Origin of the sequence: Saccharomonospora cyanea NA-134, from assembly GCF_000244975.1 — a bacterium.
Classification (GTDB): Bacteria; Actinomycetota; Actinomycetes; order Mycobacteriales; family Pseudonocardiaceae; genus Saccharomonospora; species Saccharomonospora cyanea.
In genome coordinates this window covers 2,315,665-2,341,551 of sequence record NZ_CM001440.1, presented here as the reverse complement: position 1 = coordinate 2,341,551, position 25,887 = coordinate 2,315,665, and the positions used below count along the sequence as shown (strand labels likewise).

At 66.9% G+C, this 25,887-nt stretch carries 17 protein-coding genes; 2 read left to right on the top strand and 15 right to left on the bottom strand.

Going from position 1 to position 25,887, the window contains the following annotated elements:
• Nucleotides 1-789: 789 nt before the first annotated feature.
• From SACCYDRAFT_RS26290 to SACCYDRAFT_RS11065, 6 genes are all read right to left on the bottom strand, one after another.
• The gene (locus SACCYDRAFT_RS26290) at nucleotides 790-1,347 is read right to left on the bottom strand and encodes a hypothetical protein (RefSeq protein ID WP_232283814.1); all 558 of its coding nucleotides are present in this window, start codon (nucleotides 1,345-1,347) and stop codon (nucleotides 790-792) included.
• 131 nt (nucleotides 1,348-1,478) lie between these two features.
• Complete coding sequence (locus SACCYDRAFT_RS25415) at nucleotides 1,479-2,006, bottom strand: SMI1/KNR4 family protein (RefSeq protein WP_005456196.1); 528 nt, start codon at nucleotides 2,004-2,006, stop codon at nucleotides 1,479-1,481.
• 1,253 nt (nucleotides 2,007-3,259) lie between these two features.
• Entirely contained in the window at nucleotides 3,260-3,556 is a 297-nt protein-coding gene (locus tag SACCYDRAFT_RS25410; RefSeq protein WP_005456191.1) for a barstar family protein, read from the bottom strand.
• A 556-nt stretch (nucleotides 3,557-4,112) separates the two neighbouring features.
• Entirely contained in the window at nucleotides 4,113-4,490 is a 378-nt protein-coding gene (locus tag SACCYDRAFT_RS27305) for a DUF4259 domain-containing protein (RefSeq protein ID WP_408640303.1), read from the bottom strand.
• Nucleotides 4,382-5,200 carry a polymorphic toxin-type HINT domain-containing protein gene (locus tag SACCYDRAFT_RS26605; protein ID WP_269744655.1) on the bottom strand — a complete coding sequence of 273 codons (819 nt, stop codon included), beginning with the start codon at nucleotides 5,198-5,200 and terminating at the stop codon, nucleotides 4,382-4,384. Before SACCYDRAFT_RS26605 ends, SACCYDRAFT_RS27305 begins: the two co-directional genes overlap by 109 nt.
• Before the next feature lie 6 nt (nucleotides 5,201-5,206).
• A complete protein-coding gene (locus tag SACCYDRAFT_RS11065) occupies nucleotides 5,207-13,297 on the bottom strand; it encodes a LamG-like jellyroll fold domain-containing protein (RefSeq protein ID WP_005456186.1) in 8,091 nt (2,696 codons plus the stop codon).
• A 578-nt stretch (nucleotides 13,298-13,875) separates the two neighbouring features.
• On the opposite strand from SACCYDRAFT_RS11065, the gene SACCYDRAFT_RS11060 reads away from it, so the two are divergent.
• Together SACCYDRAFT_RS11060 and SACCYDRAFT_RS11055 are read left to right on the top strand one after the other, a co-directional pair.
• Nucleotides 13,876-14,583, top strand: a complete 708-nt coding sequence (locus SACCYDRAFT_RS11060; protein ID WP_005456181.1) for a TetR/AcrR family transcriptional regulator — start codon at nucleotides 13,876-13,878, stop codon at nucleotides 14,581-14,583.
• The gene (locus SACCYDRAFT_RS11055; protein WP_005456180.1) at nucleotides 14,580-15,404 is read left to right on the top strand and encodes a class I SAM-dependent methyltransferase; all 825 of its coding nucleotides are present in this window, start codon (nucleotides 14,580-14,582) and stop codon (nucleotides 15,402-15,404) included. The genes SACCYDRAFT_RS11060 and SACCYDRAFT_RS11055 overlap by 4 nt, the downstream gene beginning before the upstream one ends.
• Before the next feature lie 59 nt (nucleotides 15,405-15,463).
• On the opposite strand, the gene SACCYDRAFT_RS11050 is transcribed toward SACCYDRAFT_RS11055, so the two are convergent.
• Genes SACCYDRAFT_RS11050 through SACCYDRAFT_RS11010 form a run of 9 tightly spaced genes read right to left on the bottom strand, consistent with a single transcriptional unit; the run spans nucleotide 15,464 to nucleotide 25,802 of the window.
• A complete protein-coding gene (locus SACCYDRAFT_RS11050; RefSeq protein ID WP_005456179.1) occupies nucleotides 15,464-16,849 on the bottom strand; it encodes a mannitol dehydrogenase family protein in 1,386 nt (461 codons plus the stop codon).
• Nucleotides 16,825-18,351 (bottom strand): UxaA family hydrolase, encoded by a 1,527-nt coding sequence (locus SACCYDRAFT_RS11045; protein WP_005456177.1) that lies wholly within the window; start codon nucleotides 18,349-18,351, stop codon nucleotides 16,825-16,827. The genes SACCYDRAFT_RS11050 and SACCYDRAFT_RS11045 overlap by 25 nt, the downstream gene beginning before the upstream one ends.
• Complete coding sequence (locus SACCYDRAFT_RS11040) at nucleotides 18,348-19,316, bottom strand: sugar kinase (protein ID WP_005456176.1); 969 nt, start codon at nucleotides 19,314-19,316, stop codon at nucleotides 18,348-18,350. The genes SACCYDRAFT_RS11045 and SACCYDRAFT_RS11040 overlap by 4 nt, the downstream gene beginning before the upstream one ends.
• Nucleotides 19,313-20,521, bottom strand: a complete 1,209-nt coding sequence (gene manD / locus SACCYDRAFT_RS11035; RefSeq protein WP_005456175.1) for a D-mannonate dehydratase ManD — start codon at nucleotides 20,519-20,521, stop codon at nucleotides 19,313-19,315. The genes SACCYDRAFT_RS11040 and manD overlap by 4 nt, the downstream gene beginning before the upstream one ends.
• Entirely contained in the window at nucleotides 20,518-21,396 is an 879-nt protein-coding gene (locus tag SACCYDRAFT_RS11030) for an ABC transporter permease (protein ID WP_005456173.1), read from the bottom strand. Before SACCYDRAFT_RS11030 ends, manD begins: the two co-directional genes overlap by 4 nt.
• Nucleotides 21,393-22,334 carry an ABC transporter permease gene (locus SACCYDRAFT_RS11025; protein ID WP_005456171.1) on the bottom strand — a complete coding sequence of 314 codons (942 nt, stop codon included), beginning with the start codon at nucleotides 22,332-22,334 and terminating at the stop codon, nucleotides 21,393-21,395. The genes SACCYDRAFT_RS11030 and SACCYDRAFT_RS11025 overlap by 4 nt, the downstream gene beginning before the upstream one ends.
• The gene (locus tag SACCYDRAFT_RS11020; RefSeq protein ID WP_005456168.1) at nucleotides 22,334-23,509 is read right to left on the bottom strand and encodes an ABC transporter ATP-binding protein; all 1,176 of its coding nucleotides are present in this window, start codon (nucleotides 23,507-23,509) and stop codon (nucleotides 22,334-22,336) included. The genes SACCYDRAFT_RS11025 and SACCYDRAFT_RS11020 overlap by 1 nt, the downstream gene beginning before the upstream one ends.
• A gap of 46 nt (nucleotides 23,510-23,555) precedes the next feature.
• Nucleotides 23,556-24,755 carry an extracellular solute-binding protein gene (locus tag SACCYDRAFT_RS11015; RefSeq protein ID WP_005456166.1) on the bottom strand — a complete coding sequence of 400 codons (1,200 nt, stop codon included), beginning with the start codon at nucleotides 24,753-24,755 and terminating at the stop codon, nucleotides 23,556-23,558.
• Between the two features lie 57 nt (nucleotides 24,756-24,812).
• Entirely contained in the window at nucleotides 24,813-25,802 is a 990-nt protein-coding gene (locus SACCYDRAFT_RS11010) for a LacI family DNA-binding transcriptional regulator (RefSeq protein WP_005456165.1), read from the bottom strand.
• Between the last annotated feature and the right edge of the window lie 85 nt (nucleotides 25,803-25,887).

Here is a 25,887-nt window from a genome sequence, read left to right as displayed (position 1 = left end):
GCCCTGATCCCGAAGCGTCTGACGGCCCGGCCGACTGACGGTCAGCTACGGACCAGCCCGCCTGAATCCCGATTCGGTGGTGACCTTCTTGCGGGAGTTCTCCGGATTACACGTGCGCCTGGGTAAGTGGGCCGGACCGAGCCACCACAGCTGTGCATCAGCACCGAAATACCCTCGGCCGCCACCTGGTAAGTGTGGCTGCCGTCGAGCCTGAGGTTGTGGAGCTTCGCGATCACTGGACGGCACATCCCCTCGCCAAACCGCCGGGTCATAGCTCGTCTTCCACTCACCTCGTCCAGCGAGCAGTAGAGCTCGGCGCTTGCCAACGCTCCCTTCCTGACTCCTTCTAGCATGCCCATGCCCGCCATAAAGACCATGTGGCGTCGGCCTGTGGGAGCAAACCGTACTCTTCGAACCCCAGCTACTCAGTTGGTGCACCGCGAAACCGGATTTCCGCCGACCCAAAGCTACCCATACACAGCCGGCAAGGGGCGCAGCTGATCCCAAGAAACCTGAAAGCCCATACCGTCAAGAACCACGGAAAGGTCAGCAAAGGGCGAGACCCCTACACCCTGCCCGGACCACCATACCGCCTCACATTCATCACATACCCAAATTTCGTCCCGCGTCGACACAACCCTATAGTGACCAACCGAGCCTTGATCGCAGCGGGGACATACGATGTAATCCTTCATCGCGGGAACACCTTAATAACCACCTTCGCGCCTGGCGCAGAACTGTTCGGTGACGGACACAACGCGCTCCACTCGAACCCAGCCCGACCCGACATCAGCTCGGGCGCGAGCAAGACGGCTGCCTGCCGGAGGGCACCTGTCGTTGCAATTCAGCAGACAGGAACCGCATGAATCCCTCGAAGTCTCGGGCGATCACCTGTACCCCATACTCCCCTACCACGTAGGCATCACCTATGAGGGACCCGCCTTCCAGTCGGACAACCTCTCCGGTTTGACGATCGACGGCAAACAACGCACCACCACCGTCAGAGCCGAACACGACGACAGTCCGACCGGGCACGCCGCTCAGCCGCGTTGGTTGAGCACCACGCACCCCCGCGACCACGCACTCGGCCTCATCGACAAAGAACCCCGGACCGACATCAGGAAAAGAGATCCTCGAAACATGCGAATAGAACTCGATCAGATCTCTCACACCCGCGCCACTCAAGACCGCAGCGAGCGCATCGCGACCGCTATCATCAGTGGACCTTAACACATAGTGCTCACCCGGCGGATACCCATACACATCCTCGAACCCCGCAACGAACCGTGACGCCAGGCGCGCCATCTCATTGACCCAGCTATCGACGTTCGATCCAGTAATAGACACCATATTCCTGTCAACCTGACCCGTAAGTCCTCAATTTGAGCTCGCGAAGGGTTCGGGTTCGCCGCGAAACCATTTCATTGGTTATCTCAGCCGCCTGACCCAGGGAGCAGCCAGTCTCCACCCACCGGGACTCAGTATCGAATAAACGAGTTCTCGAACTTCGCGAATGCACTGGAGATCAGATTGGTATCGAGTTGTCCGTTGACCCATCGGAGCAAGAACTCCGAGCATGACAAATCGAAGAATTCCCAGTCTCCATCATAATCCTGGACCGCAATTCGCTGACCAGACGGAGAGGAACCCTCCTTAGAGATTACCCAGTAGATGTACTCACCGTCACCAGTGCTTGCCCAGGCGATCAGCCTGTCACTTTCCCGGTCAATCGCAGCAGGAACCTCTTCCCCAGCACCCCAGAGGAGCTCCAACGCCGTTTCCCGCTCAATCGCCCAGGATGCAAGATCATAAGGCTCCCCTCGCCCTCGGGGTGAGTGAATCCAGATATGCTGGTCGAAACTCCCACCCCCGAACGTATCGATCATTTCTCGATAATCCCTTGGAATCAGAACACGAAACTCTTCAGGGACACTATTCCAGTTCACCCCACCCAGCGCCTGCGGATACGAGACATTTGCCCATCGCGCCAACTCCGCCACAGACACTTCAAGTCACCTTTCCTATTGACGACTATGACATCCAGAAGAACCTTGTGTTTCCACACACAGAAAGCGCACCCCCAGAGGAGAGGATTGCTTCCAAGTAAATCGGTGTTGCCCTGTACAAATATTTTCACCGACCCTGACGGCTCATGAACCCGAAGCTCGAACCCCGTATCACCTCGACACCAAAGCGCCCCATGTTGTGGACCCGCTGGCATGCGGTCCGGGTCTCGATGTGTTGGATCTGGACCCAGCTGCCGGAGCCGGTGCGCAGCCAATCACCACGCTGCAACTCCCGCATACTCAGGGTTCACAGGACAGTGCGTCACTGTAGCGATCTCCGCGATCCGCTCCGGTACTGCTGGAGGCCGACGCGGATCATGACGCCAGAGTCCGTCTCGGTCACGAGCCGCCAGCCTACGCTTAGCCGTTTCCATTTCCGCAAGAAGCGCCGACCAATCAGACACCGCCACCCCTGTTATCCACCAGCACGAACCTCTTAGGACTGCATCCCACGGGGCAGCGTTGCCCCTGGGCAGAAAGACTACTATTCACCCGATTCGTCATATCGATCCAGGTTGGAGGCATCCCATGGCCCCTCTCGAAATTTCACAACATGTTATTAGCTACGGCCGATTTACCGATTCACCCGAAGGCGCTCTTCCAGGATTTCCAGTGAAATCTCACCTTGCACCCATGCGGTGACGTATTGCAAGTCATGAACCGAAAGGCGAAGGTCGATCGAAGCACCTGAGCCAGCCGGAACGGCGCCAACCTCAAGCTCGGATGCTTGTCGACTAGAAGATCGGCGATCTCTGCGATGCTGCACCCAATTCCATGGTACTCGACGGCCAAGCTCGTCAATCGTTCAATCTCCTCGTCCATCAATTCCTCATCTTCGGAATGTGGCAAGAACTTGATGGAAGTCCGGGACTCGCTGGAGCAAGCGACGGAATCAGAGGAACTGCAATTGTTTCCTGAACTGTCGGAGCTCTGCGCGAGAGTTGAAGTGGCGGATGCGCGGTTCCGTCCTATGTTGATCCCGGATGCGTTCCCTCGAATGAATAGGGCTTTGTGGTGGGCGCGTGGCATAGTGCGATATGGGCGGAAGCGTTTGGTGGAAAGTTTGCGTCGAGAATACGGTATTGAGATCGACGAGATGGAATTACCCGATAACTGCGGGAGCGAACCAGTAGCCTCGCTGCGGGTGGGTCTTAAGACCACCTCAACACAAGATCGTGAATACCTAACAGGTCTCATTCAAGAATCTCAAAGGTGAATCGCTCAGATGGATCCAAATGCTCCTCTTCCTGGGCGAGATCATTAAAAATATTAACTATTTTACTAAACGATTCTCCACCAAGGGCGGACCGACTACGGGAAGCATGCTCCCAGCGAACATGAACGGGGCGCTCCACGTCGCGACAAAGTCGGTCCCAAAGGGCATCGAAGTTGCTTCCATAATATGGGCCGAAATCCAACACTTCCGACATTCGAGAGTGAAAATCCCACAGTGTTCGAATCTTTCTCCCATCAAGTACTACAACACCCACAACCTACCTCCAATTCGAAACCCTGCAGAAGCTTTCATAATAAGTCGTTGTAGATGGCGTGGGTTTGCGCGCCCAGTGGATCACACGTTACGAGCCATGTGCCGGCCTGTCCGGTGCGACGAAGAGGTGTTTGTAGCAGCACAGGGCCGCGACCAAGGCAAGAAAGGGCAGGTAGTTGCGAGGGTGGCGTTCGTAGCGAGGGCTGAGACGACGATAGCCAGACGGCTAGGACATGATGCGTTCGATGCCCCAACGGTGCCGCCCTAACCGTTGGCTGGACTCGATGCCTTTGCGGGCGGTCCGGACGCCAATGTTCAGGCCCCATAGCCACTTCCGCAGGGAGGCACGTCATATTCCTTTCCGCATGGAGGCGCTGGGGCTTGAAGTACCGGCCGTTATGAGGTCGCGCCTCGTGTGGGGAACCGTGATCATGGACTTCAGTGTGAGGGTGTCGTGGGTGTTGGCTGCGGAGAGGCCAGTGAGAAGGGGCAGTCCGTTCGCATTCGGTGGGGCTCCTCGCATGCAGTCGCAGCTCGGGGCGATATCGGCCAGAAGGCTACCGAGACTCGCCCTCGCTGACGGGCCGCAATACAGCTATCAAACTGTCGATCGTGGTCTGATCCTCTTCCCTCTCGCCGGCGTCGACCCAGCTCTTCCAGAACCAGCCGTCTGCGGGCAATACCAGTTCCAGCGCCTGAATCGCAGACGAGGCGAGGGGAGAAGTAAAGGGCTTCGACAGCCATTCCGTGATACTCGGATATCCCTCTTTCCAAGCCAAGGAACGCCCGGCTGGAACATTGGCCGCAACCACAGCGGCAGCAGCCATTACTTCCTCAGGCAGCACAGACGAGGGTGGACTTCCGCCCACCTCAATGGCAGCACGGAACGTACGCTCAACGACTTCCAGACGCTGTGGTGCGGGCTGTTCTTCCAGCTCATCGAGGAAGTCCTCTGCTGTGTCGCTGTCGAACGGGCCTGCCCCCAGCTTCCCATCACAAACTCCAGTAGGGACTCACGGAAGGTATCCCCTCCGATTGGAACTTCGCTCTCTGGGCCTCTTCGGTTCAAGAAAGTCCCACCCCTCGCCTTTACCTCTTCCATCATCGTCTGCTCCATCCGGCGAATCGCCGTCTTACTTGTACCGCCAGGCAGAGTGAAGTAAGTGACGTTCACCACGTCGTCGGCTGTATATCCGGCCTTGCGGACCGCATGCTTGGACCGCATCGACTTATTCACTCGCTCCCTGATGCTTGATGTGGGGCTTCCTACGTACTTCGTCCCGTCATTCAGGTGAATGGTGTAGATACCCGGCGCCTCCGGCACGTCGAACCGAGTTCCCGGCAGCGTCCCTGGCTTGCAATTCGAATTGTGGACGAGGACCGGTGTGGCCCCTTCCACCACGTGGTAGGTGTGGAGGTCGTCGACGGTGAGGTTGTGGACCCGCTGCGCTTCGGTGCGGATCTTGATGCTCTGGACTTGGACCCAGCTGCCGGAGCCGGTGCGCAACCAGTCACCACGCTGCAACTCCCCGGCCGGAACCCACTCGCCCTGGTCGGCAACCCAGAACGGATGCCCATCGGTGGCAGTGATCGTCTCCACCGCCTCACCAGCCTCACCATCGACGTCGACAGTGACCTCGACCAGCCGCTTCTACCCCGCACCGGTGATCATGGCCGTCACCTTCCGCGACACCGACTCCCCGGTCCCCGGATCAGTAGCCAACACCCGGTCACCAAGCTCGACCTCCTCGATCGGCTTGGCCGACCCGTCCGCCATCACCACCTTCGTGCCCGGCACAAAACTGTTCGACGTACACGACGCACTCCACTCAACATCAGCCCTACTCGTACCCGGCGAAGGGCCACCCCTCGGCGCGCTGATAGGAACATGGGTGGTGATCGCATCAGCGAAATCGTCCGCACTCGACTCGGGCAACACCACACCCAAATCAATCGGCGCACTGTTCTGAACAGCATCAAGGCGTTTGCGGATCTCCGGCGACAACGTGCGAGTCGGCTCCGGACGCTTGTGCGGAGTCAGAACATCCCGACGCACCCGCGCCGCCCGCGCCGCAGCCGCGTCCGACGACCTCGCCGCCGCCATCGCCGCCGCAGCCGCATGTGCCTCCGCCCGCGAACCAGCCCGAACACCGCCCTTGCCCAACGCGCCGCTGACCGCACGCGCCACCGCAACACCACACCGGCCACCACACAGCGAAAACGCCCGCTTCACCGCAGCCTTCAGACTCTTCGTGAAGTTGCGCCAACTCTGACCGACCTGGTCAAAGAACCGCTTCGCTTGCGGCCCCGTCAGGACAGTCTTCGGTGCCTTCACCGACGGAGACGGCGCCTTCCCCGCCTTGGCAGCTGCCTTCCCGCCTTTGATGAGCTTGGCGGCCTTACCCCACGGAGTCAGACCCGCAACAGCCCAACCACAACCACTCCACGACCCGCCCAAACAACTGACGACATCGTTGTAACCGCTGATCTCCTTGATGCCCTCCCAGAGCCCACTCCAGGAGAAATAACCATTCGGATCAATGCGCCCGAGCGGGTCTGCGCTCGCATACGCGTAGCGGTTGCTGTTGTTCAGGTCCCGGGGGTCCAGGCCTGCGGTGTCGCGGCTGGCGAACGTGCCCGTGCCCGGCTGATACCACCGCGCACCCATGTTCACGTTGCCACTGTCGGGATCGGTGTACTGATACTGGAAACCCAACGCCGGCTGTGTTCCCGCCCCAGCCTGCCGCTGTCCGAACGGACTGTAAGACCGCGACCCCGCCAACACACCCGTACCCGGATCAATCAACCCCACCAGGTCGGTGTGCACATCCGTCCACGCCAACGCCGACACACCACCCTGGGCCACCCCCAACGGCAACCCACCCGGCGTATAGGTGTACTCCCCCTGCCCATCCGAAGCGACCTTGATCCCTGACCCCACATAGGTCAGTGCGCGACCACCGGCGCTGACCAACCGGTTCAGCGCGTCATAGCGGTAATCGGTCCCACCATCGGCGACCAACTCGTCGAACGCGTTGAACTCCACCAACGTCGACACACCATCACTCGTGCGCGACGCCAACGTCCCCCGCGGCGTGTACGAATACTCGACACCCGCCTTCGACAACAACCGGTTCCGCTCGTCGAACACCGCCGAAACCGCGCCATCACGCGTCAGATTCCCCGCCGCATCCCACTCATAGGTGTGCACCGCGCTGCCGTCATCCCACGACACCAACCGACCCGCCCGGTCATAGCCGTAGACATGCTCCGCAGCACCCGCCACACCCTCGGTGTGCTTGGCGACCAGGTGGTCCTCGTCGTCCCACTCGTAGGTGATCGACGCGGTCTCCGCGCCGTCAGGCCCCATCACGGTGTCGGACGCAATGCGACCCAGCTCGTCATATCCATACGTCCGCGTCGCAGCGCCGACTCCATAGCCGACACTGGTGACACGCCCGGCCTCGTCGTAGTCGTAGCCCAGCGTCGCGCCCGTGGCCGCGTCGAGAGCGGTGGCGAGCCTGCCCGCCGCGTCGTAGGAGAACGAGCTCGTGCCCGCCGACGTGGTGACACTCGTCGGCAGACCGTCGGCGTCGTAGGTGAAGCTCGACTCCCCCGACGGTCCCGAGGCCGTGACGAGATTGCCGCGGTCGTCGTAGGTGAAGGTGTTCTCGCCGTTCGGCGCCGACGCCGACACCATCCGCCCCGCCGCATCGTAGGTGAACACCCGGTCCGGCGTCACCACGCTCGCACCGCTGCCGACCTGCTTGACGAGGTTGCCCTGCGGGTCGTAGCTGTGGGCGATCGTCACCCCGCCCGGCTTACGCAGCTCCGCCAGCCGCCCCGCCGCGTCGTAGCTCGCCGTGTAGGTGCGGTCGGCCGCCTCCGGGGTCTGCTCGGTGGCCGGTTCGATCGTCGACTCGGCCATGTTCCACGCGTTGACGGTGAACACCGTGGTGTTGCCGTTGCCGTCGGTGGCGCGGGTGATGTTGCCCGCCCGGTCGTAGCCGTAGCTCGTGGTGATCGACTCGTTGTCCGACACCGGACGCGTGATCGACGTGAGCCGGTTCAGCGCGTCGTAGGTGTAGGTGGTGGCAGCACCCAGCGCGTTCGTGACCCGGGTCGGGTTGCCCGCCCGGTCGTAGGCGAACTCCCGGGTCCGTTCCACCGTGCCGTCCGGGCCGAAGTCCGACACCGACACCTGACGGCCCGCGCGGTCGTAGTCGATCTCACTGCCGCGCCCGGTGGCATCCGTGCTCGACACCAGGCGACCCGCGCCGTCGTAGGCGTTCGTGGTGGTGTTGCCCAGCCCGTCGGTGACGGTCAGTTCGTTGCCGAGATCGTCGTAGGTGGTCTCGACGACCCGGCCGCCCGGGCTGGTGACGGTGGCGACGTTGCCCAGCTCGTCGTGCGTGTAGCGCGTGGTGAGGATCCGGGTCGGCTCCGGGACCGTCTCCACCACGGTGCTCGTGATCTGCCTGCCGAGCTTGTCGTAGGTGGCGTGGGTCTGCGTGCCCCGCGGGTCGCTGGTGGACAGCACCTCGCCCAGCGGGTCGTACGTCGCGATCCACGTGCCGCCCGCCTGCCCGTGCAGCGCGGGCGGATCGGTGACCCGTCGCTGGTTGCCGAGTTCGTCGTAGCCGTAGGTGGTGGTGTGGCCGAGTTCGTCGGTGCTGGCCACCACGCGTCCGGCCGCGTCGTAGTCGAGCGAAGTCGTGGCCGTGATCGGTTCAGCCGCACCGGGAGGCAGGTAGTCCGGCTTGCGGAGCTCGACCGGTCGTCCGGCGCGGTCGTAGCTGGTGTGCGTGACGTTGCCACGCGGGTCCTTCAGCTCCGTTTCCTCGCCGAAGGCGTTGTAGCCCACCGTGGTGACGGGGGTGGCGGTCACCGCGTGGTTGCCGTGCGACTCCGCCTCCACCGGCGGCGCGACCTGGGTAACCTGCCTGCCGAGCGCGTCGTAGGTGAAGCGGGTGGTGAACGCCTCCGGGTCTGCTCCGGTCGCCGTCCCACGCGGATCGACCACCGACCGTACGAGACCGGCCTCGTCGCGGTGGGTCAGGGTGAGCAGCGACTCGGACCCGGTGTGCACGGTGCGACCGGTCTCCCGGCCGAGTTCGTCGTGAGTGAACTCCACGTCGCTGTGCACGGAGCCGTCCGCGTCGCGGCCGATGACGCGCGTGACGTTGTCGGCGTCGTCGTAGGTGGTCTCCTCCTCACGCAGCACGTCGTCGCCTTCGCGGTCGGTGCGCCGCACCGGCCGGTCGGCGTTGTCGTAGACGGTGGTGGTGGAGAACCGGCCCTCGCCGTAGGCGTGGGTATCGACCTGTCCCGTACCGGTGTAGGTGTACGTGGAGAGTTCGACGTCGCGTGTCTCGCCCGTGCTCGGATCGGTGTAGTCGAGCAGTGTCTCCGAGGCGAGCAGGTCGTCGTCGTAGTACGTGTACGCGGTGGTGCGGCCCATCGCGTCGGTGACACTGGCCAACCGGCCAGCCGGGTCGTAGGCCCGGGACTCCAGCACCACGTCCCGCGCGGGCTGCCCGTCGCCGGTGAAGCCCTTCACCGTGCGGGTCGCGAGCTGGTGGCGGGCCTTCGTGTACGTGGTGAGGAACTCGGTGCCCACCGGGTTCACGGTCCGCACCACCGCACCGAAGTCGTCGTACTCCGTGGTGGTCACACCGCCCTCGGGGTCGGTGACGGTATGCACGCGGCCGTGCTCGTCGTAGGTGTAGCTGGTGGTGCGGGCGGGGTCGTGGCCGGCCACGTCGGACACCGTCGTGGACGCCAGCGTGCCGTCCGGGTTGTAGACGTTCGTGGTGCGCTGCTGGTGTTCGGCTCCGGTCACGGCGTTGGTGGTGGCCGGGTCGGTCTGCTCCACGAGTCGTGAGGCGCCGTCGTAGCGGTAGGTGGTGGTCGCCGAGCCCTCCGGCAACGCGGCCGAGTTGACGGTCTCCGAGATCACCCTGCCGAGGCCGTCATGGGCGTACTCGGTGACCATGCCCGCAGGGTCGGTGACGCGCGCGAGGTCACCGGCGCTGGTGTAGGCGTAGCGGGTGACGTTGCCCGCCGGGTCGGTGGTGGTTTCGAGCAACCACGCCGGCTGTGTTCCGCCGCCGACGGCGGGTTCGGATCCATCGGTGTAGGTGTGGGAGGTCGTGCGCTGCAGACCGCCCGTGGCACCTGGTTGCAGGACCGACGAGACGAGCCCGTTGCCGTGCAGGACGTAACGGGTGGCGTACCGGTCGTCCGAGTTCGACGTGGACCGGGCGTCCCGCGCGAACGTGACGCTGTCGTTTCGCGGGTCCAGCGGGTCGTCGGGGTTGACGAAGTACTCCCGGTAGTTGGTGTAGCAGGCTTCGCTGCTCTCGTCCCGGCACCGGGTCGTGGACAGCCGGTTGCCGCGCTCGTCGTTGACGTAGGTGACCGCGTGGCCGTTCTCGTCCACGATTCGGCGGACGAAGCCGCCCTTGTCGTACTCGTACAGCGTCGTGCCCGCGCCCTGGAGCGTCACCGACATGACACGACCGCCGCGCGTGGGGTCGTAGGTGTAGACGGTCTCCTGCCCGGCCGGGTCGGTGGTGCGCACCTCGGTGGAGGCGGTGCTGGCCGAGTAGTGTGCGGCGATGCTCGCCGAGTCCAGCGGCCGCTGGTAGACGGCGACCTCACCGATCGAGCCGTCGAAGTAGGCCCAGTCTCGCTCGCCGATGCTGGGCCAGGGGAGGTTGGCGGTCCACCCGGTGCCGACGAACGCGTGCGTGCGGTAGTTCAGGATCTCGCCGTCCAGGTGATCGACGAGGTTCCCGTCGAGGTACAGCCACTGGCGCGTGCGATCGGCCGAGAGCACGGCGTGGTGCCACTCGCCGTCGTTGACGGCCTCGGCGGACACGATGCCCTTGACCGAGTTGTTCCAGAAGTGGCCGTGGAGCTTGCCGTCCGTCCCCACGTACAGCACCGGCATGGAGCCGCTGGACGAGGCTTCCCCGGGCCTGTGGTCGGCGATGGAGAACAGCACCCCGCCGTCGGCCGACGTCGTCTTGAACCACAGCTCCACGGCGAGCCGTTGCCGGCCGTGGATCTCGTTGTCGGGCAGCCGCACATGGCTCGCGGTGCCGTCGAAGTTCGCGGCGTGAGCACCTCGCATCACCGGTTCGGCGCCCAGCGACACGTCGTGGTAGTTGCCGAGAGTCGTGGTGGCGTCCGGTTCCGCGTGCCGAGCCGTGTCACCATCCTCGAGCCCCCACCTGGTGTGTGGGCCGGTGGCCCGCACCGCGTCCACGTAGGCAGCGAGGTCCGTCCGTGCCGAGTGGTGGGCGGCGATCCGTTCGGCGCTCAGCGCGTGGTGATACACCGCGACCTGGGCGATCGAGCCGTCGAAGTAGGCCCAGTCGCGGCTGCCGATGGCGGGCCAGGGGTGGTTCGGCGTCCAACCCGTACCGACGAAGGTGTGGACCCGGTGATTCGAGATCGTGCCGGAGAGCGAACCGATCGCCGCGCCGTCGAGATACAGCGTCTGTGTGTCGACGCTACCGGTGAGCACCACGTGGTGCCAGTCACCGTCGTTGACCGTGGTCGGACTGCTGATTCCGGCGACTGTGCCCTGCCAGAAGTGGCCGTGGAGCTTGCCGTCCGTGCCCACGTACAGCACCGGCATCGACCCGTTGGATGACGGCTCCCCGGGTTTGTGGTCGGTGATGGAGAACAGCACGCCGCCGTTGGCCGAGGTCGTCTTGAACCACAGCTCCACCGACAGGCGGCGAGCACCATGGATGGTGTCGTCGGGCAGCCGCACGTAGCTCTCGGTGCCGTCGAACGTGCGCGCGGAGCCGCCCGGGAACGGGCCGTCTACCCGACCGCCGGCACCCCGGTGGTAAACGCCACGCCGCAGGTCGGGATTCGAGTGTGCCTCGACGTCTTCGGCCTCGGACATGCGCCAGTAGCTGCCCGGTGTGGATTCGCGTACCGCCGAGGCGTAGCGGAAACCGTCGCCTTCGACGGTGGGCTTGCCGTAGGTCCGGGTACCTCCGTTGCCGTCGACGTAGGTGGTGACGCGGTCGGCGATGTCGTCGTACGTCAGTTCGGCTGCGACCGCACCGCCGGGTCGCGTGACGCTCGTCAGCCGATCGGAGACGGCTCTGGCGGCGTAGTGCTCGGCCACGACGACCGGGGCGAGCGGGTGCTGGTAGAACGCCGCTTCGGCGATGGCTCCGTCGAAGTAACTCCACGGCCCCGGCGGCTCCGCAGGCCATGCCCGGTCGTTGACCGCGCCCACGCCGAGGAAGTTGTGCGGGTCCAGGTTGGCGAGTTCACCGGAGAGCGTGCCGATCGCGGTGCCGTCGAGGTAGAGGGTCTGGGTGTCGAAGGCTCCGGTGAGCACGACGTGGTGCCACCGGCCGTCGTTCACCGCGCCGGGACTGGCCATGCCTTCGACCTGGTTGTTCCAGAAGTGGCCGTGCAGCCTGCCGTCGGTGCCCACGTACAGCACCGGCATCGACCCGCTGGGGGCGGCGTCCCCCGGCTCGTAGTGACTCGTCGAGAACAGCACCCCACCGGTGGTGGAGGTGGTCTTGAACCACAGTTCCACCGATGCGTAGGCGGAGTTACGTACCAGATCGTCGGGGAGCTGGACGTAGCTCGTGGAGCCGTCGAACACGGCGGCCGTGGCCGGGCTGCCGGCAAGCGGTCCCGGCTCCTGTCCGAGCGTGACTCCGGTAACGGTGCCGTCCAGGCTTCCCCAGAATCCGGGGACCTCGCTGGTGGCGGTGGTCCCGTCGGTCTCGGTCAGCCGCCAGTAAGCGTGCGGGTTCGCGTCCCGCACCACCGTCGGATAGTGGGAACCGTTGTCGTAGGCATACGTCGTGCAGGCGTCCGTGGGATCACACACGGCCGTCAGGCGGTCGCCGTCGTAGCTGTAGTTCCAGCTCAGCTCGGGGTCAGGCCCCGTGCGCACCTCGACGACATGGCCATCGGCCCAGGTGAAGTGCAGAGTACGGCCCGACGCGGCATCGGTGGCACGCTCCAGGGTTCCGTCAGCCCGGTAGGTCAGTTCCTGCACGTGGCCCACGGCGTCGGTGATGGACACGAGCCTGCCGTTGACGTCGAAGGAGTACCTGTCGCCGTTCTTGAACCGGAGCAGCCACCCGTCCTCGACCGCGACGAGGCTGAGGCCCTGGCCCGGCGGGGCCGCGTAGCTTCCGTCGGGGTTCGTTCCGAAGCGTGCCTGCCTGCCGTCCGGGTAGGTGACGAGCACGGTGTCCGTGTCGTCCTCGGAACGCACGCGGGTGTCCCAGCGGGTGGCCCAGCCGGAACCGAACGCCAGCCCCTGACGGGGATCGAGGCTGTTGTAGGTGCGGATCACCGACAGGTCGGGTCCCGGTACCGAGACCGTGGCATCGGTGACCTGGGTCGAGTAGTTCCCCACGCCAGGGTCGACGCCCTCGGTCGACGCGAGGTGGCTGGTGATCGAGGGTTGCGGTACCCGCGTCGACAGGTAGGCAGGCAACGTCCACGGAGTCGCGTCCTCGGTGTCGCTGATCTGACCGTGCCAGACGTAGTCCTCGCTCCACTTCAGCGTGCCTTCCGGCACCGTCCAGCGCGGCGTGCTCTGCCATCCGGACTCGGTGCAGTCCTCGCCGGACGCAGCACAGATCTTGAAGTTGTACTGCAGCGACTTGCCGGGGTGGGTGTCGCGGTCGCGGCCCTTCATCACCAGAGTCGGCGTCAACGTCGCCGCGTTGAAGTTGCTCATGCCACCGCGGTCACCTTGCGCCTGACGAACAAGCCAAAACGCCCGGAAAATTAGCCGCCGCAACCACGCAGCTCAAGAGACCCTGAGCACGAAAACCGAACAGTCGCAGCAACGATGCGTGATCGAGACCGTAGAGCCACTCACAGCAATATCGAAGCCTCCACCTGACTCCAAACCGGGGAGACACAACACACAACGATTCGCCCAAGGGTCGTATGTGGATACTGCCGCCAAGCCGGGGAGCCCACGATCGCCTTGGGCCGTGTACCGCTTCCGGAGCCGGGCTTGAAGGAGTCGTGACAGGGCGAGGCCGACCTACCGTTGGCCATCACGACAGGTTCTGCTCATGTGTCGGCAGCTATCCGGCTCGACGTGTCATCGGGTCGCGAAGACGTTCCGTCTCGTCGGCGAGCGCGGGGTCGGCGACGGCCTCGGCGATGGTGCCATAACCCGCCAACGCCCCCGGTACGCCAGCAACGAGTGCGTGCCGTCGAGCATCCGCAGCTTCACCGCCTCGTAGGGCGCCACATCGGCAATACAGTTGACTTGTATGCAATACATCTGTATGGTCCAGGCGTATGAATTCGGTTCTCGGCTCCGGTGACCGACCGCCGGAGGACCTCACAGCCCGCGCCAGGATCAGGGACGCCGCGCTGGCTCAGTTCGCCGAGCACGGCATCAAGGGCGCCACGATGCGGGGAATCGCCGAGGCGGCCGGGGTCTCCCTCGGGTTGGTGCAGCATCACTTCCGGTCCAAGGACGCCCTGCGGAAGGCATGCGACGATGCGGTGGTCGAGGAGTTCCGCCGACGGCTGACACGCCACGTCGCCGAGGACACCCTCGGCGAACCGGGCACCTTGGCCGCTCTCTACGCGACCAGCGGTCCGCTTCTGCGTTACCTCGCGCGGGCCTTGGTCGAGTCACCGGCCGAGGGTTCCCCCGCCACAACGGTGTTCGACGAGCTCACCGCGAGCGCCGAAGAGTTTCTCAGCCATACGTGGCCGGAGCGCTTTCCCCCCGGCTCGGCCAGAGTTCGTGACGCGGCGGCGGTGATGGCGGCGATGCACAGCGGAACGATCGTGCTGCACGGTCATCTCGCCAGACGTTTCGGTGTCGACCCGCTCGACCGTGAACACGCGAGCCGCATCGGCCTGGCCATGCTGGATCTCTACGCCTCGATGGGCGAGTTCACCAAGTCACCGGCCGGTGAGCGCATCCGCGAGTCCGCCACGGAGCACGCCGCGGGACACCACGGAGACCTCGACGACCCGGGAGGGCGAGAATGAGGACACACCGCATCGACCACCTCACCCCGATCCAGAAGACCCTGTTGATCACGTTGAAGGGCCGGGCGCTGGACAGCCGGGCGAAGAACCCGATCCTGCGGGACCCGATGGCCGCCGATCTCGTACACCGGCTCGACTACGACATCGACACGGTGAAGCTGGGACCCGGTGTGCGGGACGCGATCGCCATCCGCACCAGCATCCTCGACCGAGCCGTGGACGACTTCGTGCGCGCACATCGTGACGCCGTGGTCGTCGAACTGGGCTGCGGCCTGGAGACCCGCATGGTCCGCTTCGCTCCCCCGGCCACAGTGGACTGGTACGATGTCGACTTCCCCGAGGTCATCGCGCTGCGCAAGGAGCTGATGCCGCAGCACGAGAACGCCCACGCGGTCGGTGCCTCACTGCTCGACCCGAGTTGGACCGACCGGATCCCGCGCGATCGCCCGACGATCCTCGTCGCGGACGGCCTGTTCGGGTTTCTCACCGAGGAAGGGAACAGGCGCGTGCTGGCGCGCATCACCGACCACTTCACCGGCGGCGAGCTCGTCTTCAACGCCTACACCAGGATCGCCGCCCGGATGACCGGCTACTACACCCGGTCGGTCGGCATGCCCACGGAGTTTCGCGGATTCGGCTTCAACGACCCGCACGACGTCGTGGCACTCAACCCCAGGCTGGCCTTCGTCGACGAACAGACCGGCGCCGCCGCGCCCGAAAGCCAACAGCTGACACCCCTGTACCGCCTCCTCGCGCGTTGGTTCGCCCACTGGCCCGCACAAGCCCGCCGCGGCGTCTGGGTGGTCCGCTACCGCTTCTGACCCGACCACACGTGTCGACGGGACCGCAGCCGCGTGGCGCGCGCTCGACATCGCACCGCTCAACGCACGTCGGCAACCCGGGCCAGCAGTTCCGCCACCGACTCCACAAGCGCTGCGCGCAACGCCGCGTGGTCGGGCAGGTCCTCGCCGAACACCTCCCCCACCGACAGGAGCCCGTCGACGATCACGCGCGGTGCGTCGGCTGCGCCCGCTGCCGCGCGGAGACGTTCGGCGAGCGGATCGTCGAGCGGCAACGGCCTGCCGTGCCGGTCCGCTCCCACCGCGACGTACACCATCCACGCGGCCACGGCCCGGACCGCCCGCACAGGCATCGCACCCGCGGCCAGCCGATCGCGGATCGTGCCGAGCAGGCGCAGCGGCAGTTTCTGCGACCCGTCCATGGCGACCTGCGTGGTGCGGTGCCGCAGGGCCGGGTTCGCGAAACGCTCCAGCACCTGCTTCCGGTAGGCGGTGATGTCAACGTCGTCGGGGACGGTGAGCGTCGGCAGTACGTCGTGCTCCATGAGCTTCACCGCCTCGTCGGCGAGCGCGGGGTCGGCGACGGCCTCGGCGATGGTGTCGTAGCCCGCCAACGCGCCCCGGTACGCCAGCAGCGAGTGGGTGCCGTTGAGCATCCGCAGCTTCACCGCCTCGTACGGCGCCACGTCGGTGGTCAGTTGCGCGCCCACGGCCTCCCAGGCCGGGCGTCCCGCGGCGAAGTCGTCCTCGATCACCCACTGCCGGAACGGCTCGCCCACCACGACCGCCTCGTCGGCCACCCCGAGCGCGGCGCGCACCTCGGCGCGGTCGGCGTCGGTGGTGGCCGGCACGATGCGGTCGACCATCGTGCTCGGGAACCGCACGTGATCCGCGACCCAGGCCGCGAGCGCGTCTCCGTGCGGCAGGCGGGCGCAGGCGTCGAGTACCCGCGACCGCACCACGTTCCCGTTGCCCGTGAGGTTGTCGCAGGAGAGGACCGTGACCGGCGCGCCCGACGTCGCCCGCCTCGCCGCGAGCCCGTCCACGAGCTGGGTGATCACGCCCGAGTCGGGGTGGTAGCCCTTCTCCGTCACGGTGAGGGACACGATCCTCACCTCCGGGTCGGTGAACCGGGTTCGCAGCCGCTCGGGTTCGGAACGGGCGAAGAGCACGTCGCGGATCGTCCCGACCACGCGGCACGACGTCGCGGTGTGGGAACGTTCCAGGACCGTGAACAGGCAGTCCTGAGGTCGGAGCTGGTCGACGACGGCGGGCGAGCGCTGGGTGACTCCGCAGATGCCCCAGTCACCGCCCGCGTCCTCGGTGAACACCGCCTGGTGGGCCCGGTGGAACGCGCCGGGTCCGAGATGGAGGATGCGGACCGTGTCGGGCCGGTGGGCGACGTCGACGGTGGTCGGTGACAGGCGCGGCACGGTGCCCGTCACAGGACCGCCCCCAGCTGCCACGGCACCATCTCCTCACCGCCGAGCCCGAGTTGCTCACTGAGGCTCCGCCTGCCGGAGGCCACGTCGAGCAAGTGGTCGTAGACCTGCCTTCCCAGCTCGGCCACGTCGACTCCGTTCTCGACGATCGGCGAGCAGTCCACGTCCATGTCGCCCGCCATGCGAGCCGCGGTGTCGGCATTGGTAGCCAGCTTCACGGTCGGCACCGGGCGGCTGCCGAAAACCGAACCGCGGCCCGTGGTGAAGCAGACGAGGTTCACACCACCGGCGACCATGCCGGTGACCGACACGGGGTCGTAGCCGGGCGTGTCCATGAACACCAGGCCTGGTGTCGGGATCGGCTCGGCGTAGCCGCAGACGGCCTCAAGCGGGCTGCGCCCGGCCTTGGCCACCGCTCCCAGCGACTTCTCCAGGATCGTGGTGATGCCACCCTCCTTGTTGCCGGGTGAGGGATTGCCGTCCAATGTGGTGCCGTGGTCGCGGGTGTAGTGCTCCCACCAGGTGATGCGCTCCAACAGGGCGTCGGCCACCTCCGGTCGCACGGCTCGCTGCGCGAGCATCCGTTCGGCACCGTAGATCTCCGGTGTCTCGCCGAGCACGCTGGTGCCGCCCGCGGTCACCAGCAGGTCGGAGGCCACACCGAGCGCCGGGTTGGCGGTCAGGCCCGACCACGCGTCCGAGCCGCCGCACTGCAGGCCCAGCACGAGATGCTCGACGGCGACCGGGCGGCGTCGCGTGCCCGCAAGGTGGGCGCCCATGTCGCGGACCAGCTTCTCGCCCCGGCTGATCGCCTCGACGGTGCCGCCCGCGTCCTGGATGGTGTAGGACTCGACGGGCACGTGGCCGGCCACGCCCAGTTCGGCCATCAGGGAGTCCACCGCGTTGACCTCGCATCCGAGTCCGACCACCACGAGAGCACCGATGTTGGGGTGCCGGGCGTAGCCGCTCAGGGTGCGCCGCAGCAGCCGCCAGCCGTCACCGTCGGCCGCCATGCCGCAGCCGGTGCCGTGGGTCAAGGCCACCACACCGTCCACGCCGTCGAGCTCGGCGACCTCGTCCTCCGTGCGCCGCACGATCTGCCGCGCCACGGTGGCCGAGCAGTTCACGGTGGTCAGCACACCGACGTAGTTGCGGGTGGCCACGGACCCGTCCGGGCGCACGATGCCGTCGAACGTCCGGCGCAGGTCGGCGGGCGGTGCCGGGACGTCCGCCACCGCGCCCGCCGAGGCGAACGCGGACGCCTCGCCGGGCATCGCGAGGTTGTGGACGTGCACGTGCTCGCCCGGGGACACGTCCCGGGTGGCCACACCGATGACGTGGCCGTACTTGCGGACGAGTTCGCCCGCGGCGATCTCCCGCAGAGCGACCTTGTGTCCGCCCGGGACGTTCCCGCGAGCCACGACCGGCTCCCGACCCGCCACGGCCAGCGGGGTCCCGTCACCGCAGCCACGCAGCACCACCGCCACGTCGTCGTCCGGCGCCAGCAACAGGGCATCCGGGTTCACACCCTCACCTCCTCCACCGCCGCACGGCTCTGCGCCAGTGTCGGCAGGAATCCCGTTCCGCCCCGGCCCTGCACCGACAGGGAGGCGGCCGCCGTGCCGAGTCGCACGGCGCCGAGCAGGTCGTCACCGAGAGCCAGCCGTGCGGCCACGGTGCCGGCGAACACGTCACCCGCGCCCGTCTGGTCCACGACACGCGGTGGCGGCGGCGCGGGAACGTCCACGGCACCGGTCGCCGTTCCCACGAGCACGCCGTCGGAGCCCCGCGTCAACGCGACCGCCGACGCGCCGAGCGCGCGAGTCGCGGCCACGGCGTCGTGCGGGGTGGCCTCGGTGGAGAGTCCCAACAGCGACCACGCCTCGTCCGGCCACGACGGCGTGACCAGCTCGGCCAGCGGGGCGATCCGGCGCAACGTCGCGGCCGCCTCCTGCGCGCTCGTCAGGCGGGGCCGGTAGTTCGGGTCGTAGACGAACCGGCGCGCGCGTTCGGCGGCGTGCAGCACGGTGGCGGCCGCACTCTCGGACACCGCGGCGGTGATCCCGCTGGAGAGCACCACACCGGCGCCCTCCACGGCCCCTGTGACGTCTTCCGGGCGCAGGGCCGAGCCCGCACTGCCCGACCGGGCGTAGGCGAACTGTCGCCGCCCCGAGGGATCACTGTGTGTGAAGTACACGCCGTGCTGGCCGGGCACCCGGATCACGGTGCCCGCGTCGATGCCGAGTTCGGTCACCTTCGCCACGAGGGCGTCTCCGAGCTCGTCGTCGGGCACGCGGGCGAGCAGCGCCGTGTGGGCCCCGGCCGCGGCGGCGGCCGCCGCGGCGTTGAGCGCGTCCCCGGAGAACGCCAGCCGTACGGACGCGCCGTCGCGGAACGGCTCCGTCGTGGACACCTCGACCAGCGGCTCCCCCAGCACGAGGACGTCGGGGCACGCCGTGTTCGACGTGTTCACTGTGTCCGCACTGCTCACCAGGGATGCACCGTCCCGTCCTCCAGCCGGTTCACGGGCAGGTACGCCTGGCGGTACGGGTATCGGGCGGCGACCTCCTCGTCGATGTCCACTCCCAGCCCCGGCTCCTCGCTGGGGAACAGGTAACCGTCGGCATAGTGGTAGCCGTGCGGGAACACCTCGTCGGTGGCGTCGGTGTGCCGCATGTACTCCTGCAACCCGAAGTTGGGGATGCTCACGTCGAGGTGCAGGGCGGCGGCCATGCACACCGGCGACAGGTCCGTCGCGCCGTGCGAGCCCGAGCGCACGTGGTGCAGGGCCGCGAGGTCGAAGATGCGCCGCAGGTGGGTGATCCCGCCCGCGTGCACGACCGTGCAGCGGATGAAGTCGATCAACTGGTTGCGGATCAGGTCGGCGCAGTCCCAGATCGAGTTGATCACCTCGCCCACCGCGATCGGGGTCGTGGTGTGCTCGCGGATGAGCCGGAACCCCTCCTGCAGATCGGCGGGCACGGGATCCTCCAGCCAGAACAGCCCGTACGGTTCGAGGCTGCGACCCAGCCTGGCGGCCTCGATCGGGGTGAGCCGGTGGTGCACGTCGTGCAGCATGCGCAGCTCGGGCCCGAACTCCTCGCGGGCACGGGCGAACAGCGTGGGCACGAACTCCAGGTACTTCTCGGTCGAAAAGACGTTCTCCTCCGGCACCGTGCCGCGCGCGGGTTCGTAGAACATCTTGTCGGCGCTGACCCCGTAGGTGGAGGGCAGCCCGGGAACACCGCACTGCAACCGCACGGCGCGGTAGCCGAGGTCGACGAACCGGGCGACCTCGCCGAGCACCTCGTCGACGGTCTCGCCGTTGGCGTGGCCGTAGACGGTGACGCCCTCCCGGCTGCGCCCGCCGAGCAGTTGGTACACCGGCAATCCCGCGGCCTTGCCTTTGATATCCCACAACGCGGTGTCCACCGCCGCGATCGCGCTCATGGTCACCGGCCCGCGCCGCCAGTACGCGCCCTGGAAGAGGTACTGCCAGGTGTCCTCGATGCGGTGCGGGTCGCGACCGATCAGCAGCGGAACGACGTGGTCGCGCAGGTACGCGGCGACGGCGAGCTCCCGACCGTTCAGCGTGGCGTCGCCGACACCCGTCAGCCCCTCGTCGGTCTCGATCTTGAGCGTGACGAAGTTGCGGCCCGGGCACGTCACGACGACCCGGGCATCGGTGATCTTCACGGTTCGGGCTCCTCCTTCACGCGGGCCACCAGCTGCGTCGGGTTGACGAAACGCAGGGCGATCACGAGCAGGACCAGCATCATGAGGGTGTAGATGACGGCCATCGCGTCCACGGACTGCTGCGCGCGGATACCCGCCGCCGACATCGAGTGGAACAGCGCCACGATGAGCGTCTGCGAGTCGGGGCCTGCGGTGAGGAACGTCAGCTCGAACATGCCGACGGTGCGCACGAGCACGAGGATGCCCGCCGCGAGGATTCCGGGGATCAGCAGCGGGGCGAGGATGCGCACGAACACCGCGCGCAGTCCCGCACCGCACATCCGCGCCGCCCGCTCGATCGACGGATCGATCTGCTCGATGAACGGTGTCATGGTCATGATCACGAACGGCACCGACGGCACCAGGTTGGCGAGGACCACGCCGGAGAGGTTGCCCGCGAACCCGAACTTGTAGAGCACGGTCGCCAGCGGGATGCCGTAGGTGATGGGCGGCATGAGGATCGGCAGCAAGAACGCCAGGTAGACCAGCTTCTTGCCGGGGAAGTCGCGGCGCGCCAGCACGTACGCGGCGGGAACGCCGATGAGCAGCGAGAGCACCACCACGGCCGCCGCCACCTGCACGGTCACCAGGATGAGTTCGCTCAGCCCGAAGTCCTGCCACGCCTCGGTGTACCAGCGGGTGGTCATCCCCTCCGGCAGCCAGGCGTCGAACCAGCGCGTGCCGAACGAGTTCACCACCACCGAGGCCACCACACCGAGCAGGCCGACGAGGAAGAACGCCACCCCGCCCCAGACCAGCCAGGCGCCGGGACTGGCCACCATCCTGCGCCGGGAGCGAGTGCCGGAGGTCAGTCGAGGGATCGTCGGGGTCGTCATCCCTTTCCTCCCGTCGAACCGGTGTAGAGGCGGGACCGCCACAGCAACACCACGCCGACCACGACGAGCTCGACGGCGCCCATGATCATCGCGATGGTGGAGGCGAACGGGTAGTCGTACTGCTCGTAGGCGGCCTGATAGGCGGCGATCGAGATCACCCGGGTCTCCCCCGACGGATTACCGACCAGGATCGCCGACGGGAACACGCTGAAGGCCAGGACGAACGTGAGGCAGAACGTGGTGGCCAGGCCGGGCGCCAACAACGGCAGCGTGATGTGCCGGAACCGGTCCCACCAGCCGGCGCCGAGCGTCGCCGCCGCCTTCTCCAGGGACGGATCGATTCCCGACAGGTACGACGAGATGAGCAGGAACGCGAACGGGAAACCCGTGATGACCAGGGAGAAGAAGACGCCCCAGTAGTTGTTGATGAGACGCAGCGGCTCGTCGATCAGCCCGATCGCCTGCAGCGCCCGGTTGAACCACCCCGACGGGCCGAGGAAGTTCAGCAGCCCCTCGGCCGTGAGCACCGTGCCGAGCGTGATCGGGACGACGAGCACGATCATCAGTAGCCGCTTGCCACGGAACCGTCCCCGCATCCGGTAGGCGATCGGCACCGAGGCCAGTACGTTCAGCAGCGCGGCCGGAACGGCGAGCACCAGGGTCTTCCAGATGGTGCTGAACTGGTAGGGGTCGGAGAAGAACCGTGCGTAGTCGGCGAAGGGGCCGCCGCCGTTCTGCGGCTGGAACGACAGGCCCAGTCCGTAGAAGAACGGGTAGACGAACAGGCCCACGATGAACACCACGGCGGGCAGCAGCAGGAGCAGCTGCCGGTCTATGCCGCGTTCGGCGAGTCGGTGCCGCAGGGCCGGACGAGGACCCGGTGACTTCTGCCCCCGGCTCTCCTCCGGTGGCGCCGCGGTGACGGGTGCCGCGGCCATCACGCCGGCTCCTGTCCCGGCAACGCCGGCGCGCTCCCCGGCTCCCCGCTCGCCGTCCCGTCGTCGGGGAACACCAGCAACCGCTCCACTGCCACACCGAGCACGACGTCGTCACCGGGCGCGAGCCGGTGCGGTGTGCGCAGGTGCAACCGCACGCCCGACTCCGTCCGCGCCTCGACGGCCAGTTCGCGCCCCTGGTACTCCACCACCTCGACGGTCGCCCGGAAGTGGTTCGGCCCGGAGGTGCCCGGCTCGGACACCGTGACGTCCTCGGGCCGGACAGCGGCCACCACCGCGGCACCGGGCGTGAGGTCGCCGACCTGGCTGCCCACGAGGCTCAGTCCGTCGCCCTCCACCCGTGTCCCGTCACCCGTAGGCTCACCCGCGGTGAGCCGGATCAGGTTGCGGTAACCCATGAAGTCGGCCACGTGCTGGTTCACCGGCCGGTTGTGCAGGTCCTCCGGGGTCCCGATCTGCTGCACGGTGCCGTCACGCAGCACCACGAGTCGGTCGGCCAGTGACAGTGCCTCCTCCTGGTCGTGCGTGACGTAGACCGTGGTCAGCCCCAGGCTCTGGTGCAGCCTGCGGATCTCCGTGCGCATCTCCAGCCGCAGTTTGGCGTCCAGGTTGGACAGCGGCTCGTCCATGAGCACCAGCGAGGGTTCCAGGACGATGGCCCGCGCGATGGCCACGCGCTGCTGCTGGCCACCCGACAACTGGCCGGGGAGCTTGTGGGCGTGTTCCTCCAGCCGCACGAGGCGGATGGCCTCGTCGGCCCTGCGAGCGACCTCCGCCTTCGGGAGCCGCTGCATCGTCAGTCCGAAAGCGACGTTCTTCCTCACCGACATGTGCGGGAAGAGCGCGTAGTTCTGGAACACCATGCCGAACCCGCGCCGCTCCGGTGGCAACACGTCGATGCGTGTCTCGTCCTGCCAGATGCTGCCCGACGTGAGCGGCAGGAGCCCGGCGAGGCAGTTCAGTGCGGTCGACTTGCCGCACCCCGAGGGACCGAGCAGGGCGATGAACTCGCCGCGCCGGATCTCCAGATCCAGGCCTTCGAGCGCGGCCGTCCTGCCGAAGGTGCGCCCGACCCCCTGCAGGCGCAGTGTCGAGAACGTCTCGGTCCGTCGGGGTGCCGCAGGCGCGTCGGTGTCGCCGCGATGTGACCCAGTCATGCAACCTCCACTCCCGCTGTTCCGGCGTCGCGTCCGGCGCCCGGGATCATTCGTCCACCTTCGCGCCGCCGATCTCGCGGTCCCACCGGTCGAAGGCCTCGACCATCGTCTTGGCGTCGAGGGGTGTCTCCTTCGGGTTGCCGGCGATCAGCTGGTCGTACTCCGGCCTGCCGTAACGCCGGATGACCTCCTGGCTCGACTCGGGCGCCATGGAGATGTCCACGCCCTTCACCGCCGGGCCCGGATAGAAGTAGCCCTCGTCGTAGGCCTTGGCCTGCTGCTCCTTGGTGAGCATGAACTGGATGAGCTGCAACGCCGCCGCCTGCTGGTCGGCCGTCGCCCCCTTGGGGATGACCGCGTAGTGAGCGTCGGTGACCCAGTGGAAACCTTCCAGGGTTCCGATCTCCGCCTCGGCGGGCACGGTGCCCAGTGCCCGGGGGTTGATGTCCCACCCCGTGGTGGTGACGACGATGTCGACGGTGCCGTTGGCCAGGTCCGTCATGGTCTGTGTGGTGCCCGACGGGTAGCGGTCGACGTAGGAGTTCAACTCGGCCAGGTAGTCCCACGTCTTGTCCCAGCCGTTGACCGGGTCCCTGGGGTCGGCGTCCCCCAGGATGTACGGCAGGCCCATGAGGAACGTCCGGCCCGGACCGGAGTTCGACGGCCGCGCGTACTCCACCTTGCCGGGGTTCGCCTTGGCGTAGTCGAGCAGCTCCTGTGCCGTGCGCGGCGGGTCCGGCACCCGCGAGGGCAGGTACTCGATCAACGGTCCCGACGGATAGTACGTCACCGTCACACCGTGTCCCTGCGCGAGTTTCTGCATCTCGGCAGCGGGCTCCAGGTAGTCGTCCATGCCCGGGAGCCGGTCGGCGTGCTTGGGCAGGATCTCCTCCCACAACCCCTGCTCGATACCGGCCGACAGTCCGTCCACACCGGTCAGCACGAGTCCGATGTCGACTCTTCCCGCGTTCTGCTGGGACTTGACCTTGCCGATCAGGTCGGGAGCCGGTGCCTTGCTGTAGGTCACGCCGGAGACGATGTCCGGGTGTTTCTCGACGAACTCGTCGATCATTCCCTGGGTGAGTTGGAGGTTGCCCGCCACGTCGAGGATGTCGAGGGTGACGGGACTCGAGGGTTTGTCCGGGATCGGCCCGGCCGCCTGCTGGGGGCCGGGGCTTTCGGGCGCGCCGCACGAGGCGGCCAGTAGTGCGGCGGCAAGTGCGCCCGCCACGATGTTCCTGCGCATCGGTCGAATCCCTTCTGTGACGCCGAGCAGCCTTTGGTCGGCGGGAGGACTTTCCGATTACGGACTTCGTCGGGCGACCGTGGTCGTGTCCCGAACCAGCAGTTGTGTGGGGACCTCGCGGCGCGGAGCCCGGACTCCGGGCTCGTCCAGCAGCTTCAACAGCAGCTCGACCGCCGCGCGACCACACTGCTCCTTGGGAACCGACACCGTCGTCAGGCCGGGAGTGAACATGCCCGCCAGCGGGATGTCGTCGATGCCGACGACACTGATCTCCTGCGGAACCGCGATCCCACGGGAGGCGAGCCGGCTCATCAGTCCCATCGCGACGAGGTCGTTGTAGGCCACCACGGCGGTGACCTTCGCGGCGACGACGAGGTCGGCCGCGGCGACCCCGCCCTCGAACCGTGGAGGCACGTGTCCGACCTCCACGAGTTCGACGCCCTCGGCTTCGGCCGCCAACCGGATGCCACGTGCCCTCTCCCGGTTCGACCAGCTACTGCGCGGCCCCGCGACGTAGCCGATCCTGCGGTGTTCCAGCGCGGCGAGGTGTGCCATGGCCTGCCTCATCCCGTCGACGTTGTCGATGGTGATCGCCGGGACCTGCGCACCGCGCCGGTTCACGGCGACCACGCACGAGCACGTCGCGGCCGCCCGCATGTCCTCCGTGCTCATGCGCGGTGAGCACAGGATGATGCCGTCCACCTGCTTCGCCAGTGCGCGCACCAGGCCGAGTTCGGCGGTGGGATCCTCGTCGGTGTCGGCGAGGAACACCGAGTAGTCGGCTTCCCGCGCTCGGGCCTGGACGCCCTTGACCACCTCCGGGAAGAACGGGTTGGCCAGGTCGGGCAGGATGAGGCCGAGGTTGCCCGTGCGACCCGTGATGAGCCCCCGAGCCGCCCGGTTGGGCACGTAACCGAGCTCGTCGGCCACCCGCAGCACGTGCTCACGAGTACGCGGATCGACCAGCTCCGACCCCGACAGCGCACGGGACACCGTCGACGCCGACACTCCCGCGGCCTTCGCCACGTCTCGAATCGTCACTGCCATGACGTTTCCCGCCCGCTTTCCGTGAGGGACGTGCATCCTCGCACGTGTCCGACGCATCGTGCAATCGTTTGCAACTCCTTGTCAA